The following is a 15715-nucleotide window of genomic DNA, read 5'->3' on the forward strand; positions in this document are numbered from 1 at the left end:
CCATGACGACGCGTACCCGTATCCTGACCGGCATCACCACCACCGGCACCCCGCACCTGGGCAACTATGCCGGCGCCATCCGTCCGGCGATCCTCGCCAGCCGCGACAGCAATGCCGATTCGTTCTACTTCCTGGCCGATTATCACGCCCTGATCAAATGCGACGACCCGCTGCGCATCCAGCGTTCGCGCCTGGAAATCGCCGCCACCTGGCTGGCCGGTGGCCTGGACGTGGACCGGGTGACGTTTTATCGCCAGTCCGATATTCCGGAGATTCCGGAACTGACCTGGCTGCTGACCTGCGTCGCCGCCAAGGGCCTGCTCAACCGTGCCCATGCCTACAAGGCGTCGGTGGACAAGAATGTCGAGACCGGCGAAGACCCGGACGCCGGCGTCACCATGGGCCTCTACAGCTACCCGATCCTGATGGCCGCCGACATCCTGATGTTCAACGCCCACAAGGTGCCGGTCGGTCGTGACCAGATCCAGCACGTGGAAATGGCCCGCGACATCGGCCAGCGTTTCAACCACCTGTTCGGCCAGGGCAAGGAATTTTTCACCATGCCCGAGGCGCTGATCGAAGAAAGCGTTGCCACGCTGCCAGGCCTCGACGGTCGCAAAATGTCCAAGAGCTACGACAACACCATCCCGTTGTTCAGCAGCGCCAAGGACATGAAGGACGCGATCTCGCGGATCGTCACCGACTCCCGCGCGCCGGGCGAAGCCAAGGATCCGGACAATTCGCATCTGTTCACGCTGTTCCAGGCCTTCGCCACGGCTGAACAGTCCGCCGAGTTCCGCAGCGAACTGCTGCAAGGCCTGGGTTGGGGAGAAGCCAAGAACCGCCTGTTCCAGTTGCTCGACAGCGAGCTGGGTGAAGCGCGCGAGCGTTATCACCAGTTCATCGAGCGTCCATCGGACCTTGAAGACATCCTGCAACTGGGCGCGAGCAAAGCCCGGGCCGTGGCAACGCCGTTCCTCAACGAACTGCGCGAAGCCGTTGGCCTGCGTTCGTTCGTCAGCCAGGTCCAGGTAGCGCCCCAGGCCAAAAAGAAAGCGGCCAAGGCGGCACGCTTCGTCAGCTTCCGCGAAGACGACGGCAGTTTCCGCTTCCGCCTGCTGTCGGCCGATGGCGAGCAATTGTTGCTCTCGAGCAATTTCGCTGACGGCAAGACCGCAGGCCAGGCGACCAAGCAGCTGCAAGCCGGCCAGCCGCTGGACGTACGCAGCGACGACCTCAGTTTCAGTGTCTGGCTCGACGGCGAATGCGTGGCCAACAGCCCGGTTTTCGCCGACAGCAGCGCCCGGGATGCGGCGATCGACGCCCTGCGTGTCGCCCTGACGCCTACGCAGGACTGATCCCAGGCAATATCCGACCATCGGTCCGGAAAAGGGCCGATTGCCATTCTTCCGGGCCGTCGCTACAGTGACGGCCCGTTTTTGTTGCCTTGCTAACGAATATGACGCCCCTAGAACGATATCAAGCTGATTTGAAACGCCCGGAGTTCTTCCACGACGCAGCGCAGGAAACGGCCGTGCGGCACTTGCAGCGCCTGTACGACGACTTGATTGCCGCTTCGAACAACAAGCCGGGCTTTTTGGGCAAACTGTTCGGCAAAAAAGACCAGGCGCCGGTCAAGGGCCTGTACTTTTGGGGCGGCGTCGGCCGTGGCAAGACCTACCTAGTGGACACCTTCTTCGAAGCGCTGCCGTTCAAGGAAAAGACCCGGACGCACTTCCACCGCTTCATGAAGCGCGTGCACGAAGAAATGAAGACCCTGGGTGGTGAAAAGAACCCGTTGACCCTCATCGCCAAGCGTTTTTCCGACGAAACGCGGGTGATCTGCTTTGATGAGTTTTTCGTGTCCGACATCACCGACGCGATGATTCTTGGCACGCTGATGGAAGAGTTGTTCAAGAACGGCGTAACCCTGGTCGCCACCTCGAACATCGTGCCAGACGGCCTGTACAAGGATGGCCTGCAACGGGCGCGCTTCCTGCCAGCGATCAAGCTGATCAAGGAACACACCGAAGTCGTCAACGTCGACAGTGGTGTGGACTATCGCCTGCGTCATCTCGAGCAAGCGGAGCTGTTCCACTTCCCGTTGGACGCCGCCGCTGAAGAGAGTTTGCGCAAGAGCTTCCGCGCCCTGACACCGGAATGCACCCAAGCGGTCGAAAACGATGAACTGATCATCGAAAATCGCAAGATCCGCGCCATTCGCACCTGCGACGACGTCGCCTGGTTCGACTTCCGCGAACTGTGCGACGGCCCGCGCAGCCAGAACGATTACATCGAACTGGGCAAGATCTTCCACGCCGTGCTGCTCAGCGGCGTCGAGCAGATGAGCGTCACCACCGACGACATCGCCCGCCGGTTCATCAACATGGTCGACGAGTTCTACGACCGTAACGTGAAGCTGATCATCTCGGCTGAAGTCGAGCTCAAGGACCTCTACACCGGCGGTCGCCTGACGTTCGAATTCCAGCGGACCCTGAGCCGGTTGCTGGAAATGCAATCCCACGAATTCCTGTCGCGGGCGCATAAGCCGTAGGGATTCGGAGAATAGAAAAGGCCTGCGATTGCAGGCCTTTTTATTTATTGATTCCCCACCGGACCCTGTGGGAGCGAGCTTGCTCGCGATAGCGTCCTGCCAGCCAACGTCCATGCTGCTGAACCACCGCCATCGCGAGCAAGCTCGCTCCCACAGTGGATCGGTGCCAGGCCTCCGGGCTAACGCCGCAATGAATCGGTAAGTCTCAAAGCTACTAAAACCGGATGTCCTCTTTCAGATAACGAGCCAAATCATCCTGTCTCTGGCAACCAATCAGCAGCCACAGGAGAATCCTGGCTTTGCGTGGGCAGAAAAAGCCAGCCATCGATGCGCCTCTGCGAATCAAATCCATCTCGCCACCCTTGAACCCGTAAGTTGAACGAGCCGTGGATCCTGAGCCGCAGCGAGTTGCAATAATGACCGGGATTTTTTTGGCAATGACATCAACCAACGCTGTCCAGCTTTCAGAAAGATGTCCTGCACCGAAACCAGCGATCACTAACCCGTCGTAGCCCAGCGTGACGATGTTTTCCAACAATTGGGTGTCGGCAGACAGTGACGCTTGTAGCAAGGCAACTTTCTGTGTCGTTTGCTTCGGTAACGGCAAAACGTTGCGTTGCAGCGTGGGACGCAAGTAGTGAACGCTGCTTTCCAATAACAGACCGCTTGGGCCCACAATAGGCGAAGAAAAAGCCTGCATTGCCATCGCATCGGTTTTGCGAACAGCCTGCGCCAAATGAATCTGCCCGTTCATGACCACTTGGACGCCACGCTGCCGGCTGCTTCTGGCCAGGCCAACCCGGCAGGCGTCCAACAGATTTCCCGGCCCATCGGCGCCTGCCTGGGTCGCCGAGCGCATTGCTCCCGTCAGAACCAATGGTTCGTCGTGGTCCCACAGCAGGTCGAAAAAAGCCGCAGTTTCTTCCAACGTATCCGTACCTTGTGTGATGACAATACCCACCGCACCTTGCTGTATCTGATAGTTCGCCCAGCGGAGAACGCTCAATAAAAACTCGAAATCCAATGAAGCGCTGGGCAACATCCCCAGTGTTTCAACAGTAATGCGTGCCAGCTTCGTCAGTTCCGGCACCGAAGCCAGCAGGGTTGCGCCACTGATGGTCGGGATCACTCCTTCTCCGGCAGCCCGGGCCTGCATGCTTACGGTGCCGCCGAGTGACGCGATGGCCAGTTTGGGCAAGTCCATGTGGATCACCTCGCTTTTTAATAGGAATTGGCTGTACGCGCCTCAGGGGCCGCAATACAGCCATGGGATGGAAGGCTCAGCTGATCATCAGAGATCCGATAAACGGAACGATTAGCAGGGTGCTGATGGCCATGGACAGGACATTGGCGATGTAGGCATGCATGTCAGCGGGTAACCGTTTGGCAATTGCGCACGCCAGCGGCGGCGCAATCAATGCGCCTAGCAAAGCGCTTGAAGCAATGACCAGCCAACTGCCGCCGTAGGTCAAAACCGCCGCCGGTACGACGGATACCAACGGTATGTAGGTGGGGTACCACCCGCGTAGCATCCATTGTCGACGCCAGATGATCACGCCCAGAGCCGAGGTCAATGCTTGGGCACCGATCAGTTGAAGGAGCAAGCCCGAGCCGTAGGCAGGGCTCATAGGGTTCAAGCTATAAGCCAGTAACGCACCCACTATCAGGCCGAGGCTGGCCCACTCATTGCCGAAAAATGGCGCCTCCGAAAAGTCCGCCAAGACCCGGCGTAAGCTCCAGACGACACCGTAGTCAGGCTTCTTGGTGAGGGTGAGGGCTGGTTGTGGTTCTGATTCCGACGACTCTGCTTGAGCCTGTGACTGCATGAGGCTTGGCACGTAGCGACAGAGCAGGAAGGCAATGACGCTGGCGACGGCCATTCCCGAGACATTGCCAATCACGACGGGCAAGCCGAGCGGATTGCAGACGTAGTTGACGATCACTAGACACGCAGGGGTAACCAGCAGGGCACCCATGATTGCGCCATTGATCGCGATCTTCCAGCCGCCGCCAAACATCAGCACCATCGCCGCTGGCAATGAAACGAAAGCCGCAAATGTGGGCTGCCAAGTCGTGGCTGTCACTGTCCAGCCCCACAAAAGGTTACTCAGCAAGAGCCCCAGCAATGAGCTGGTGACCAGCCACGGCCACAGGCCGCTGCCATAGCAGATGGAAAAACCTTGCCAGGCTTTTCCGGTCCGATTGGCCCGGTACGCTAGGTAGGCCCCGGCTAGTAATCCAATAGAGGCGAACTCATGCTTGTAGAAGGCCACCTCGCTGATATCTCCCAATACCCAGCGTAACCAGGCAGTGGGCTGTGGCAGGTTCGATACCATGTGGCTGTAGTCTGGCCAATGGGCGGGCCAGGAAGCGCTGTGGGTGAATGAAAGCCAGATGACCAGCGTTATAGTGCCGAGCATCAGCAAAACGATGGCAACGTCCAGTGGTGATCTTGCAGTCTGCTGGGGTTGTTCGAGCTTTTCGCTTGCAGTTTCCATCGGGTCGCTCCCTTATCAACGCGGCAGACAAGGGTGCTGGGTATAACCGAGCATCTGATCGTATAGGTCAGATCGACGATCGCGGTGTAGATCATTCAAGTCGTTCCAGATGGCCGCGCTACGGGAGCTGGTCAGGTCGATATCGGCAAACAGGACTTCTTGCTGGTCAGCGGAAGCCACCGCGCCAATCGGCCAACCGTTGGTGCCCGCGATTAGCGAACAGCCTAGGTAGCGAGCACCTCGCTCTTCCCCTATGCGACTTGCCGCTGCGATAAATACATTGTTCACGTGAGCGGCTGTCATCGTCAGGTAGGACGCCATGCATTTGCCGGCATCATCAAACAGAGGCGGTGGCGTCCAGACCCAATTGTTCAAGCTGCATATGATGTCTGCGCCTTGCTGGCTGAGAATTCGCGGCACTTCCGGAAACCAGATGTCCCAACAGATCAACAACCCGATGCGACCTATAGGTGTTTCAAACACTGGAAAGCCCAAATCACCTGGCGTGAACCAGAGTTTTTCCAGATTCCACAGATGTGTCTTTCGGTATTTGCCGATGAAGCCGTCAGGCCCCACCAGGACGCCAGTGTTGAAGAGCCGCATGCCTTCGCGCTCCGTCAAACCGGCTACCAGGTAGATCTGGTACTGGCGGGCGAAGTCCATCCAGGCCTGCACGCTTTGCCCGTCGGGGATCGACTCGGCGTGTTCAAACGCGTCCTGTCGGTTGTGGAAGAAATAGCCAGTATTCGATAGTTCGGGCAGGACGATGAGATTGGCACCGCCGTCGACCGCTTTCTGCGCCAGTGCGAGGCTGCGATGCAGATTGGTTTCTCGATTGGTGATGCCTACCTGTGGGTCGAATTGCACGACGGCGACACGAACAGGGCTGGTTGGCTCGCTCATTGGGGTAACCTCTTTTTATTGTTATTCACGCTGTGTAATGGCGTGTATATGAGAGGCTAAACAGGCAGGGATGTAAGTCGGCCGTTTCCGTACAGGTTGTAGGCAGCTTCTGAAGACGATAATTGAAAGGATTGGTGAATCGGCAGCGCCATGCACAAACGTGCATGGCGCTAAGCGGACCAGGATCAGGTTCCAAGCTTATAGTGCGGGTAGTCGTTCAGGGAGAATCCGCCATTGAAGATCGCAGCGGTTTTGTCGCAGATGTGGATGACGGCATCGACGGCGCCTCGAAAGCAAGGTTCTGTCCAACCAGCGTCCACGGAAAACGATTCTCCGGAAAAATACAGGCCCGAATGATGGCCAAAATCCCTGTTGTACTTCATCAGGCTCACAGCGTCGCAGTAGGTACCTGGTCGGTATAACTTTGCACAACCCAGCGAGTTTTTATCGGTTATCCACCGTTGGACCACGGCTTGGTCGAGTCCGATGTAGGGCGAAATCCTCTCTTGGATATTGGTACATTTCATGAGTATTCGATCCAGCTCCCTGGCGCACTTGCTGATAAGCTCCTTGTCGCTGAATGACGCGAGTTTGGTGGCATCGTCTTCCCACGTATAGCTCAGCAGAATGCAGTCATAGCTGTAGTGGTCGTTGTAGCGATAGGTGTAGACGTCGTGAATGAAGCTGTCGGTGACGATGGCCTGTGGAATTTTGCTGTTTTTCGAAAGGAATGACTTTTTCAATGGCGCAAAGACCTTGCAACTGGTCTCCCAATGAGCTGTTTTATAGGCATTGATTGTCTCGAAGGGGAGCATTTTCGGGGTGAAGTTTTCAAGCTCGATACGAGTTTCAATCAGCCACGAGGGCAGCGTCATGATGACTGAGTCGAAATCCTCGAAACGGTGTTGGGTCTGTTCGGGCTGGCTGTATTTCCAGTCGAAGTGGACGCGCGTCTTTTGGTTCGCCAGTTTTACCAGTTTTGTTACGGATGAATCTGTAAGCAGACCGTCGTTTCCTTCGAGGCAGTGTTCATAAAAAGACTTTCGAGTTTCATCGGTTTTCATGAATAACAGGCACTCGTTCAACGCCCCTAGCCCGATGTAGCGGGGGCTGTCGAAAATCAGGCCCTTCGAGTCAAACACGGCTTCGCTATGCAGGTAGGGCGAAGCGAGCGGGTCCCCCGTCGAATCCACCCGACCATGAATCAGCTGCAGGTGGCTGCTGAATCCGAAGATAGCGGTACGCAGGGGATAAAGCGAGCAGACGTCATAGAAGGCACCCCAGCTACCATCGCCTATGCCAATCGCATAGAAAATCGCGGACTCTTCCAGGGACATTCCCATCCCGCCAAAGTCCCCCGGTGAGCGTTCATTCCAGGTTTTTAAGGCCGGCATAGTCACCAAGTCGCGAAACGAAACGCTCTCGTATCTTGAAACAATAGCGGCCCACATGGTTTCCCACCCATCGCTGGCGTAAACCTCCGCGACGTGTCGAGTCATACGGTCGGCAAAGGTTTTCCACTTGGAATAGACCTTTTGCAATTCTCTGCCGGGAGGTGGTGTATGGCCGTCGTCATTTTTCCAGATTTGCATTTGCGGAGTCGATTCGCCGCCAATGCTGCCCTCGCGCAGGTAAATACCCGTCGAGCGGACCCATTGGCTTCCTGGATTGGCGAAGTCCGAAGTCGATAAATCAAACGTTTTTGCGTAATAAGCCAACATCGACCGCCCTTCTGTCGGCGGCTCACCCGTCCGGTTAAAGAAAGGCATGCGCATCGCGCCCATCTCAAAGGGGGTATGGCTCGCGGTGGAGTGTTTGCTTCCGGGTACGGTCAGGTGCCTGCCGCCTATGCGCTTGGATTGCTCTATTAAGGTTATATGGGTGAATCCGCAACGATAAAGCTCTCTGGCGGCAGTCAATCCGGTGATGCCGGCGCCTATGATGCAAATTCTGTGTTGTGGATCAGTGGCCTTGGCGATGCCATTTTTCTGCTCGACCAACGCCCTATAGTCGAAGCACAAATCGGGTGGGTTTGGAAAGCGAACCGCCCATTTGTTGCCAGCCGAGCGCTTGGTTCGAGCGACTTCCTTGGCGGCGGAGGCGGGGTAGTTGTAGCTTGATCCGATAGTCATTGTTGCTCTTCCCTGATGATGTTGTTCAGGGAGCGATGGTGCGGCGTTCATGCGGTGGTGTATGTGAGCGAAATCCAGCGCTGGGGCGCTCTGCATTCCGCTTTTTATGTAGGAATGTGCAAGAGGGTGCGACCTTTCCATGCACACATTGTGGGAGCGAGCTTGCTCGCGATAGCGTCCTGCCAGCCAACGTCCATGCTGCTGAACCACCGCCATCGCGAGCAAGCTCCCACAGTGGATCGGTGCCAAGCCCTTCCACCTACGCCGCCTGCTGAAACTGCTGCCGATACTGGTTCGGTGACAGGTCGGTATGCTGTCGGAACAACCGTGCGAAAAAGCTCGCATCGTCGTAGCCGACTTCGTAGCTGATGGTCTTGATGCTCTTGCGGCTGCCGGACAGCAGGCCCTTGGCGGTTTCGATCCGCAGCCGTTGCAAGTAGTGCAATGGCTTGTCGCCCGTGGCGGTCTGGAAGCGGCGCATGAAATTGCGGATGCTCATGCCATGCTCGCGGGCGACGTCCTCGAAGCGGAACTTGTCGGCGAAGTGCTCTTCGAGCCATTGCTGGATCTGCAGGATGATCACGTCCTGGTGCAGTTTCTGCCCGCCGAAGCCGATGCGTCCGGGCGAATAGCTGCGCTGCACTTCATAGAGGATATCCCGTGCCACGGCCTGGGCGATGTTGGCGCCGCAGAAGCGTTCGATCAGATAGATGTAAAGGTCGCACGCCGACGTGGTGCCGCCGGCGCAGAACAGGTTGTCGGCGTCGGTCAGATGCTTGTCCTGGTTCAGGTGCACCTGGGGGAAGCGTTCCTTGAAGGCATTGAAGAAACGCCAGTAGGTGGTGGCTTCCTTGCCATCGAGCAGCCCAGCCTCGGCCAGCCAGAACACCCCAGTGGCTTCGCCGCAGAGTACTGCGCCGCGAGCGTGTTGTTCGCGCAGCCAGGGCAAGACCTGGGGATAACGTTGGCAGAGGCCAGCGAAGTCATCCCAAAAGGCCGGCAGGATGATGACGTCGGTATTTTCCAGGCCACCGTCCACCGGCATGATCACATCGCTGAAGCTGTTCACCGGTTTGCCATCGGGGCTGACCAGCCGGGTTTCGAATGCCGGCGTCAGGCCGTGGCCCAGTTGTTTGCCATAACGCAGGCTGGCCAGGTGGAAAAAATCCTTGGCCTGCATGAGAGTAGAAGCGAAAACCCGGTCGGATGCCAGGATGCTGACGCGCCGCAAGGGCGTGGAGACGTGCATGGACATAATTGATCTTTATTTTTATAGGGGATAGTGGTCACCAAACGGCTGGATCGTCTTATTTTTTGTCGGATGTGTCCAGTGTCCTGTTGCGAGCCGCAGGCTTAGGCTCTTTTGGATAGCCCATCGAACAATAACCATAGGTGCCCCATGATCCCAAGAACCCTGTTCAGTCCCGAGCACGAACTGTTTCGAGACACGGTACGAAGCTTTCTTGAAAAAGAAGCGGTGCCGTACCACAGTCAGTGGGAAAAGCAGGGGCACATCGACCGTCAGCTGTGGAACAAGGCGGGGGAGGCCGGGATGCTCTGCTCGCATCTGCCGCAGGCCTACGGTGGACTGGACGCGGACTTTCTCTACAGTACGGTGGTGATCGAGGAAATCGGGCGCCTGGGGCTGACCGGGATCGGCTTCTCGCTGCACTCCGATATCGTCGCGCCGTACATCCTGCATTACGGAAGCGAGGCGCTGAAGCACAAATACCTGCCAAAACTGGTGTCTGGCGAAATGGTCACGGCTATCGCCATGACCGAGCCAGGCGCGGGCTCTGACTTGCAAGGTGTAAAGACCTCGGCGGTGCTGGATGGCGATGAATATGTCATCAACGGCTCCAAAACGTTCATCACTAATGGCTTCCTGGCTGACCTGGTCATTGTCGTCGCCAAGACCGACCCGAAAGCGGGGGCCAAGGGCACCAGCCTGTTCCTCGTGGAGGCGGGCACGCCCGGCTTCGAGAAAGGCAAGCGCCTGGAAAAAGTCGGCATGAAGGCCCAGGACACCTCCGAACTGTTCTTCCAGGATGTCCGCGTACCGAAGGAAAATCTATTGGGGCAGGCGGGAATGGGGTTTGCCTACCTGATGCAAGAGTTGCCCCAGGAGCGCCTGACCGTCGCCATCGGTGGCCTGGCGTCGGCCGAAGCAGCGCTGCAGTGGACGCTGGACTACACCCGTGATCGCAAGGCGTTCGGTAAATCCATCGCGGATTTCCAGAATACCCGTTTCAAACTGGCGGAAATGGCCACCGAGATCCAGATCGGCCGGGTCTTTGTCGATCGCTGCCTGGAACTGCACCTGCAAGGCAAGCTCGACGTGCCGACCGCGGCGATGGCGAAATACTGGGGCACCGACCTGCAATGCAAGGTGCTCGACGAATGCGTGCAGTTGCATGGCGGCTACGGCTTCATGTGGGAATACCCGGTTGCCCGGGCATGGGCCGATGCGCGGGTGCAGCGGATCTATGCCGGGACCAACGAAATCATGAAGGAGATCATTGCGCGGTCGCTGTGATGCAGCGTGACCGATCCCACGCTCGGCGTGGGATCGGTGCAAGGGACGTTCCGCTTGGGGTTATGGCGCGGGATTCGGATGATCCTTGTGGATCGCCTCGATCCCCGCCAGCACTTCGTCAGACAGTTTCAGGTCGAAGCTGGCGATGTTGCTGTCCAGTTGTTCCAGTGTCGTGGCGCCAATGATGTTGCTGGTCACGAACGGCTGTTGGGTAACGAATGCCAAGGCCATCTGCGCCGGATCCAGGCCATGCTCGCGAGCCAGCGCCACATAGCGGCTGCAGGCTGCTTCCGATTGCGGGTTGAAGTAGCGCATGAAGCGGCTGTAGAGCGTCAGGCGGCCCTTGGCCGGCCGCGCGCCGCCTTCGTATTTGCCTGACAGGAAGCCGAACGCCAGGGGCGAATAGGCCAGCAGGCCACACTGTTCGCGAATAGCGATTTCCGCCAGGCCGATCTCGAAGCTGCGGTTGAGCAGGTTGTACGGATTCTGGATTGACACTGCGCGGGGCCAGCCGCGGGCTTCGGCCAGGGCGAGGAATTTCATGGTGCCCCACGGTGTTTCGTTGGACAGGCCGATGTGGCGGATCTTGCCGGCGCGGACCTGCTCGTCCAGGGCTTCGAGGGTTTCTTCCAACGGGGTAAAATCTTCGTCGGCCTTATGGGTGTAGCCCAGTTGTCCGAAGAAATTGGTGCTGCGCTCCGGCCAGTGCAGTTGGTAGAGATCGATCCAGTCGGTCTGCAGGCGCTCGAGACTGGCGTCCAGCGCTTCGACGATATGGCGGCGGTTGTGCTTGAGGTTCTTGTCGCGGATGTAGTCGATGGTGTTGCCGGGGCCGGCGATCTTGCTCGCCAGGACCCAGTCGGCACGGTCGCCGCGGCTCTTGAAATAGTTGCCGATGTAACGCTCGGTGGTGGCGTAGGTCTCGGCCTTGGGCGGCACGGGGTACATCTCGGCGGTGTCGAGGAAGTTGATCCCGGCACCCTTGGCGCGTTCAATCTGGGCGAACGCCTCTGCCTCGCTGTTCTGCTCGCCCCAGGTCATGGTTCCGAGGCACAAGGCGCTGACATTCAGATCGGTACGGCCTAGCTTGCGATAATCCATCGGGGACTCCTTGGGCAAAACAATCATAAAAGCAGGTTGAAATATTTTTCGCAATCTGCATAATTGCGCACCTCTTTCTGCAGTGGAAGTGATGCGCCGCCGCCGAAGAATCTTGCCGTTGAACGGACGCGCCGACCCGAGCCCCCGAAAGCGTCTGTATCCGGCTGCCTTTGACTTGTCAAAGTACGCACTATTCAGTAAGATCCGCCGTCTAATTTACAGGGCGGCCCCTGAGGCTATAAAGAATGAAAACTTTTACTGCTAAACCGGAAACAGTAAAGCGCGACTGGTTTGTCGTCGACGCTGCTGGTCAGACCCTGGGTCGTCTGGCCACCGAAATCGCGAGCCGTCTGCGTGGCAAGCACAAGCCTGAGTACACCCCTCACGTTGACACCGGTGACTACATCGTCGTGATCAATGCCGAGCAAGTACGTGTTACTGGCGCTAAAACCACTGACAAAATGTACTACTCCCACTCCGGTTTTCCTGGCGGCATCAAGTCGATCAACTTCGAAAAGCTGATCGCCAAAGCCCCTGAGCGCGTGCTCGAGACCGCGGTTAAAGGCATGCTGCCTAAAAACCCACTGGGTCGCGACATGTATCGTAAGCTGAAGGTTTATGCGGGCGCTGCTCACCCTCATACTGCTCAGCAGCCCCAAGAACTGAAGTTTTAACGGAATAGTTCATTATGTCGGCGACTCAAAATTACGGCACTGGCCGTCGCAAGACCGCAACCGCACGCGTCTTCCTGCGTCCGGGCACTGGTAACATCTCCATCAACAACCGCACCCTGGATAACTTCTTCGGCCGCGAAACTGCCCGCATGGTAGTTCGTCAGCCGCTGGAACTGACCGAGACCGTCGAAAAATTCGACATCTACGTCACCGTTATCGGTGGTGGTGTAAGTGGTCAAGCTGGCGCAATCCGCCACGGCATCACTCGCGCCCTGATGGATTACGACGAGACTCTGCGTGGTGCTCTGCGCAAAGCCGGCTTCGTAACTCGCGATGCTCGCGAAGTTGAACGTAAGAAAGTCGGTCTGCGTAAAGCGCGTAAGCGTCCGCAGTACTCGAAGCGTTAATTTCGCTTCCGCGTTCAAAAGGCGCCCAGTTCCTCACGGAGCTGGGCGTTTTTTTATGGGCAAAATAATTGCTCTGTGACAACTTGCCACATTCGTAGAGCCCCTATACTACAAGGCTTGGCGGTTTGGCCGCTTGGTAATTACCTTGTCAGAATTGGGGGTTTTCATTACCATTCGGCAAAATTTTTATAAGTTCAGATTTTTACTTAGTAGACGCCTGATCTAACAGGCCACAAAGCTGATGGGAGAGGACTGAATGAGCAATGACGGCGTGAATGCAGGCCGGCGTCGCTTCCTGGTAGCAGCCACATCCGTGGTGGGTGCTGCAGGAGCGGTGGGGGCCGTGGTCCCGTTCGTGGGGTCATGGTTTCCCAGTGCCAAGGCGAAAGCTGCAGGTGCACCGGTGAAAGTGAATATCAGCAAGATCGAGCCAGGGCAGCAGATGATTGCTGAGTGGCGCGGTCAGCCGGTGTTCATCGTCCGCCGTACAGAGGAGATTCTGGGGAATCTGAAAAAGATCGAGGGCCAGCTGTCCGATCCCTCTTCCAAGAACTCGGTCCAACCGGAATATGTCAACCCCGAGACGCGCTCGATCAAGCCGGAGATCCTGCTTCTGGTTGGCCTCTGCACTCACTTGGGCTGCTCGCCAACGTTCCGTCCCGAAGTCGCGCCTGTCGACTTGGGCAAGGACTGGGTCGGCGGTTATTTCTGCCCTTGCCACGGCTCCCACTATGACCTGGCCGGTCGCGTCTACAAATCGCAGCCTGCACCTTTGAACCTGCCGGTTCCCCCGCATTCCTATGAGACCGACGACATCATTGTCGTTGGCGTCGATACGGAGAAAGCGTGATGAGCAAACTAATGGACTGGGTTGATGCGCGCTTTCCCGCGACCAAGATGTGGGAAGACCATCTCAGCAAGTACTACGCTCCGAAGAACTTCAACTTCTTCTACTTCTTTGGCTCCCTGGCATTGCTCGTTCTGGTCAACCAGATCGTCACCGGTGTCTGGCTGACCATGAGCTACACCCCGTCGGCGGAAGAGGCGTTTGCGTCCGTCGAGTACATCATGCGCGACGTCGAGTACGGCTCGATCCTGCGTCTGCTGCACTCCACCGGCGCTTCAGCGTTCTTCATCGTGGTCTATCTGCACATGTTCCGTGGCCTGCTCTACGGTTCGTACCAGAAGCCGCGAGAGCTGGTCTGGGTCTTCGGCATGCTGATCTACCTGGCGCTGATGGCCGAAGCCTTCATGGGCTACCTGCTGCCGTGGGGCCAGATGTCCTACTGGGGCGCCCAGGTGATCATTTCGCTGTTCGGTGCCATCCCGGTCATCGGTGACGACCTGACCCAGTGGATCCGCGGTGACTACCTGATCTCGGGCATTACCCTGAACCGCTTCTTCGCCCTGCATGTCGTGGCCCTGCCGATCGTGATCCTCGGTCTGGTGGTGCTGCATATCCTGGCGCTGCATGAAGTCGGTTCGAACAACCCGGACGGCGTGGACATCAAGAAGCACAAGGACGAGAACGGCGTACCGCTGGATGGCATCGCCTTCCACCCGTACTACACCGTGAAAGACATCGTCGGCGTCGTGGTCTTCCTGTTCATCTTCTGCTCCATCGTGTTCTTCTTCCCTGAGATGGGCGGTTACTTCCTCGAGAAGCCGAACTTCGAGCAGGCGAACGCCTTCAAGACGCCTGAGCATATTGCGCCGGTCTGGTACTTCACACCGTTCTACGCGATCCTGCGGGCGGTTCCGGACAAGCTGCTGGGCGTCATCGCCATGGGCGCTGCCATTGCCGTGCTGTTCGTCCTGCCATGGCTGGACCGCAGTCCCGTCAAGTCGATGCGCTACAAGGGTTGGCTGAGCAAGATCTGGCTCTGGGTGTTCTGCATCTCGTTCGTGATCCTGGGCGTGCTGGGCGTACTGGCGCCGACCCCGGGTCGGACGCTGCTGTCGCAGGTCTGCACCTTCCTGTACTTCGCCTACTTCATTCTGATGCCTTTCTACACCAGGCTCGAGAAGACCAAACCGGTTCCGGAAAGGGTGACTGGCTGATGAAAAAGCTATTTTCTGTACTGATTCTTGCTGCTCTGCCTGTACTGTCCTTCGCGTCTACCTCAAGTGGGCCGGAACTGGAAAAAGTCGACATCGACGTTTCCGATAAAGCAGCCATGCAAGACGGCGCCCGTACGTTCGCCAACTATTGCATGGGTTGCCACAGTGCCAAGTTCCAGCGCTACGAGCGCGTGGCCGATGACCTGGGTATCCCTCACGAGATGATGCTCGAGAAGCTGGTGTTCACCGGCGCCAAGCTGGGCGACCACATGAACATCGGCATGCAGCCGTCCGACGCCAAGACCTGGTTCGGCGCTGCACCACCGGACCTGACCCTGGTAGCACGGGTGCGGGGTACCGATTGGCTCTACGGCTACCTGCGTTCGTTCTATGAAGACCCTGCGCGTCCATGGGGCGTGAACAACAAAGTCTTCCCGAACGTCGGCATGCCGAACGTTCTGGTCGGCCTGCAGGGTCGGCAAGTGGTAGGCTGCAAGCAGGTTCAGATCGTCGAAGACGGCAAGAAGCAATATGATCCGCTGACCGGCACCGCTTTGACCCATGAAGCCTGCGACCAGCTGACCATCGTGCCGAACTCCGGCAGCCTGACGCCTGAGCAGTTCGACGAAAAGGTCAAGAACCTGGTGACTTTCCTGGCCTACTCGGCCAACCCGGTGAAGCTGGAGCATCAGCGCATCGGTACGTATGTATTGCTGTACCTGGCGTTCTTCTTCGTCTTCGCCTATCTGCTCAAGCGTGAATACTGGAAAGACGTGCATTGATAAAGCTGTAAGCCGTTGCTGTTAATCGTGCGCGCCCAAGGGCGTCTCTGAAGGTGTAACGAGCCTG

Annotated in this window: 14 protein-coding genes; 8 read left to right on the forward strand and 6 right to left on the reverse strand. The window is 57.7% G+C overall.

Annotated elements, in window-relative coordinates:
- Nucleotides 1-2: 2 nt before the first annotated feature.
- Both J3P95_RS05375 and zapE read left to right on the forward strand, forming a co-directional pair.
- The gene (locus J3P95_RS05375; protein WP_434578388.1) at nt 3-1358 is read left to right on the forward strand and encodes a tryptophan--tRNA ligase; all 1356 of its coding nucleotides are present in this window, start codon (nt 3-5) and stop codon (nt 1356-1358) included.
- Between the two features lie 101 nt (nt 1359-1459).
- Nucleotides 1460-2554, forward strand: coding sequence for a cell division protein ZapE (zapE, locus tag J3P95_RS05380; RefSeq protein ID WP_434578386.1), 1095 nt, complete (start codon nt 1460-1462; stop codon nt 2552-2554).
- 214 nt (nt 2555-2768) lie between these two features.
- Here the strand turns inward: zapE and J3P95_RS05385 are convergent, their stop codons facing one another.
- The 5 genes from J3P95_RS05385 to J3P95_RS05405 all read right to left on the reverse strand — a co-directional run bounded on the left by J3P95_RS05385 (nt 2769) and on the right by J3P95_RS05405 (nt 9243).
- Nucleotides 2769-3758 carry an asparaginase gene (locus J3P95_RS05385; protein ID WP_434578384.1) on the reverse strand — a complete coding sequence of 330 codons (990 nt, stop codon included), beginning with the start codon at nt 3756-3758 and terminating at the stop codon, nt 2769-2771.
- Between the two features lie 76 nt (nt 3759-3834).
- Complete coding sequence (locus tag J3P95_RS05390) at nt 3835-5052, reverse strand: hypothetical protein (protein ID WP_434561317.1); 1218 nt, start codon at nt 5050-5052, stop codon at nt 3835-3837.
- Between the two features lie 15 nt (nt 5053-5067).
- A complete protein-coding gene (locus tag J3P95_RS05395) occupies nt 5068-5955 on the reverse strand; it encodes a nitrilase family protein (protein ID WP_434561319.1) in 888 nt (295 codons plus the stop codon).
- Nucleotides 5956-6140: 185 nt separating this feature from the next.
- Entirely contained in the window at nt 6141-8087 is a 1947-nt protein-coding gene (locus J3P95_RS05400; RefSeq protein WP_434581292.1) for a flavin monoamine oxidase family protein, read from the reverse strand.
- Nucleotides 8088-8346: 259 nt separating this feature from the next.
- The gene (locus J3P95_RS05405) at nt 8347-9243 is read right to left on the reverse strand and encodes a GlxA family transcriptional regulator (protein WP_434581290.1); all 897 of its coding nucleotides are present in this window, start codon (nt 9241-9243) and stop codon (nt 8347-8349) included.
- A gap of 243 nt (nt 9244-9486) precedes the next feature.
- Here J3P95_RS05405 and J3P95_RS05410 point away from each other — a divergent pair, with 243 nt between their 5' ends.
- Nucleotides 9487-10623: an acyl-CoA dehydrogenase family protein gene (locus J3P95_RS05410; RefSeq protein ID WP_434578382.1), complete on the forward strand. Its 1137-nt coding sequence runs from the start codon at nt 9487-9489 to the stop codon at nt 10621-10623.
- Nucleotides 10624-10683: 60 nt separating this feature from the next.
- On the opposite strand, the gene J3P95_RS05415 is transcribed toward J3P95_RS05410, so the two are convergent.
- The gene (locus J3P95_RS05415) at nt 10684-11724 is read right to left on the reverse strand and encodes an NADP(H)-dependent aldo-keto reductase (RefSeq protein WP_434561323.1); all 1041 of its coding nucleotides are present in this window, start codon (nt 11722-11724) and stop codon (nt 10684-10686) included.
- 245 nt (nt 11725-11969) lie between these two features.
- Between J3P95_RS05415 and rplM the strand changes: the two genes are divergently transcribed.
- From rplM to J3P95_RS05440, 5 genes are all read left to right on the forward strand, one after another.
- On the forward strand, nt 11970-12398 hold the full coding sequence (gene rplM, locus J3P95_RS05420; protein ID WP_003178186.1) for a 50S ribosomal protein L13: 429 nt from the start codon (nt 11970-11972) through the stop codon (nt 12396-12398).
- A gap of 14 nt (nt 12399-12412) precedes the next feature.
- Nucleotides 12413-12805, forward strand: coding sequence for a 30S ribosomal protein S9 (gene rpsI / locus J3P95_RS05425; RefSeq protein ID WP_003178188.1), 393 nt, complete (start codon nt 12413-12415; stop codon nt 12803-12805).
- A gap of 256 nt (nt 12806-13061) precedes the next feature.
- Nucleotides 13062-13655 carry a ubiquinol-cytochrome c reductase iron-sulfur subunit gene (gene petA, locus J3P95_RS05430; protein WP_434561325.1) on the forward strand — a complete coding sequence of 198 codons (594 nt, stop codon included), beginning with the start codon at nt 13062-13064 and terminating at the stop codon, nt 13653-13655.
- Complete coding sequence (locus J3P95_RS05435) at nt 13655-14866, forward strand: cytochrome b (RefSeq protein WP_039591564.1); 1212 nt, start codon at nt 13655-13657, stop codon at nt 14864-14866. Before petA ends, J3P95_RS05435 begins: the two co-directional genes overlap by 1 nt.
- The gene (locus J3P95_RS05440; protein ID WP_434561327.1) at nt 14866-15648 is read left to right on the forward strand and encodes a cytochrome c1; all 783 of its coding nucleotides are present in this window, start codon (nt 14866-14868) and stop codon (nt 15646-15648) included. Before J3P95_RS05435 ends, J3P95_RS05440 begins: the two co-directional genes overlap by 1 nt.
- The last annotated feature ends 67 nt before the right edge of the window (nt 15649-15715 follow it).

This window comes from Pseudomonas sp. Z5-35 (genome assembly GCF_051131945.1).
GTDB lineage: Bacteria > Pseudomonadota > Gammaproteobacteria > Pseudomonadales > Pseudomonadaceae > Aquipseudomonas > Aquipseudomonas marvdashtae.